The organism is Kitasatospora sp. NPDC057198 (assembly GCF_042670125.1).
Classification (GTDB): Bacteria; Actinomycetota; Actinomycetes; order Streptomycetales; family Streptomycetaceae; genus Kitasatospora.
Genome location: NZ_JBHUWH010000754.1, coordinates 1 through 2357, shown reverse-complemented (window position 1 = coordinate 2357; position 2357 = coordinate 1). Strand labels below are relative to the sequence as shown.

At 76.7% G+C, this 2357-nt stretch carries 2 protein-coding genes and 1 pseudogene; all 3 read right to left on the bottom strand.

The features are described from left to right. Positions 1 to 47: 47 nt before the first annotated feature. Complete coding sequence (locus ACFUEL_RS38640; RefSeq protein WP_176190137.1) at positions 48 to 494, bottom strand: DUF742 domain-containing protein; 447 nt, start codon at positions 492 to 494, stop codon at positions 48 to 50. 174 nt (positions 495 to 668) lie between these two features. Further along, complete coding sequence (locus ACFUEL_RS38635) at positions 669 to 1082, bottom strand: roadblock/LC7 domain-containing protein (protein ID WP_285679288.1); 414 nt, start codon at positions 1080 to 1082, stop codon at positions 669 to 671. Between the two features lie 10 nt (positions 1083 to 1092). Beyond that, a pseudogene (locus tag ACFUEL_RS38630) lies at positions 1093 to 2357 on the bottom strand (hypothetical protein); the annotation flags it as partial.

Genomic DNA, 2357 nt, shown 5'->3' with positions numbered 1-2357 from the left:
CGACGACGATCTTGGCGGAGGTGGTGGCGCGGCTGGGGGCGGCCGCGTTAGAGCTTGCGAAGTCCACTGAGGACCCTTTCGAGCAGCGTGACGTCAGGCGTACCGCCCGACTCGCCCGCGGCGGCGGGCTGGTGGATGGCGACCAGGCCGGCCTCGGCCAGGTCTGCGACGAGGATGCGGGCGACCCCGAGCGGGACGCCCGCCAGCGCGGAGATCTCGGCGACCGACTTGACCTCGCGGCACAGCGACACGATGCGGGCGTGCTCGGGGAGCAGCCCGCCCGGAGCGGCGGTGCCGGTGGTCGAGATCAGCGCCTCGATGGCCAACTGGTAGCGGGGCCGGGTGCGTCCGCCGGTCATGGCGTACGGGCGGACCAGCGGCTGCTGCTCGTAGCCGTCCGACTGCTGGCCGCCGTACCCGCCGGCCTGCTGGCCGCCGTAGCCGTTTCCGTACCCGTTGCCGTACGCACCGGCGGGTGTCGGGGGCGGGGTCATGCGTCCTCCTTGTGCTGCAGTCGTTCGCGGCCGGAGCCCACTGGGCCGCTGACTGACGGGCTGTCAGCCACCGTACGGCGAAGACCTGGGGTGGGGTGCCGGACCCGGGGGTCGGGTGGGGTCCGGCACGGTGAGGGTGGTGCTAAGGAGTCGGGGATCGGGCGGACCCGACCGTCAGTGCAGGAGACTGCCCTGGAGTTCGGCCCGCAGGGCCGGCGTGAGCACCGCGCCGGCCCGGTCGACCAGCAGGGCCATCTCGTAGCCGATCAGGCCGATGTCGGAGTCCGGCGAGGCGAGCACCGCGAGCGCGGAGCCGTCGCTGATCGCCATCAGGAACAGGAAGCCCCGTTCCATCTCGACCACGGTCTGGTTGACCTCACCGCCCTCGAAGATGCGGCTCGCACCCGAGGTCAGCGAGGTCAGTCCGGAGGCGACGGCGGCCAGCTGGTCGGCACGGTCCCGGGGGAAGCCCTCGGACATGCACAGCAGCAGACCGTCGGCGGAGACCACCACGGTGTGGGACACCCCGGGGGTGTTGTCCACGAAATTGGTGATCAGCCAGTTCAGGTTCTGTGCGGCCTGGCTCATCTGGATCAACTCAACGCTCCTGGTGCTCGGGGCCGAAGCCGTTGTTGCCATCGACGTCGGACCGCCCGCCCCGGGCTCCCCGGTAGCCCTCGGACGCCCCGCCGAAGTCGAAGCCCGGCCGCTGCTGCGGCGCGGGGCCGCCGAAGCCCTGCTGCTGCGTCCCCGCCTGGCGGCCCTGCTGGATGCCGCGGCGCAGGTTGGTCAACCGGCCGCGCACCTCCTCCGGGCTGCGCGAGACCTGGGGACCGGTCAGCGGACTGGCCTCGGCACTGCCGGAGACCAGGTTGGCCTGCGGGGTGCGGCGAGGCAGCCCCGAGGTGGTCAGGCCGTTGGTCTGCGGCTCGCGCATCTGCTCGGCCCGCCGCCAGCGCTCGTCGTTCGCCGACGGGCGCCACGGCGCGTCCGGGTCGCCCTGCGGGTCCACCGCCGGAGCGCCGCCGAACGGCGCCGCCTGCGGCCGGCCCTGACCCGGCTGGCCCTGCGGACCCGACTGACCCGGCTGGCCCTGCGGACCGGCCGGACGCTGCGGCGCGGCCGGACGCTGCGGGGCGCCCTGCGGGGCACCGCCCTGCGCCGGGCGCTGCGGCAGGCCCTGGCCCTGCGGGGCCGACGCCTGCGGGGCCGGCTGGGGAGCCGGCTGCTGGGTGAAGCCCGGCGCGGAGGTGCCGGGGCGCTGCGGCTGGTAGGCACGCGGACGGAGCTGCTCGCGGCCCTGCGCCGGACCGGCCGGCCCGGACGGGCGCTCACCGGCCGTCGGCAGCGCCATCGGCTGCGGACGCTCCGCGAACTGCGGCTGCTGCGGCTGCTGGACCTGCGGCTGCTGGGCCTGCGGCGGCAGCGGCGGCACGCCCTGGCCCACCGGGTCCGGCAGCACCGGCTCCACCAGGCCGAGGCCCAGCGGGTCGCGCGGGTCGATGTCGGACGCCTCGAACCGGGGCCGGGCGAACGCACCGGACTGCTCGGCCGGCTGCGGCTGCGGCGGCAGCGGACGACGCTGCGGCTGCTCGGCCCGCCCGTGCTGGGTGGGCTCACCGCCCGGACGCTGCTGGCCCTGCTGCGGACCCTGCGGGCCGCCCTGCGGAGCCTGCCGGCCCTGCTGCGGACCGCCCTGCGGGCCCTGCGGACGGCGCGGCCCCTGCGGACCGCCCTGCGGCGGCCGGCCGGGCTGGCCCTGCTGGCCCGGCTGGCCCTGCTGCTGCGGGCGCCGCGGCGGCAGCCCGCCGCCCGGCCCGCCCTGGGCACCCGGACCGCCCTGCAGGCCCGGCGCGCCCGAGG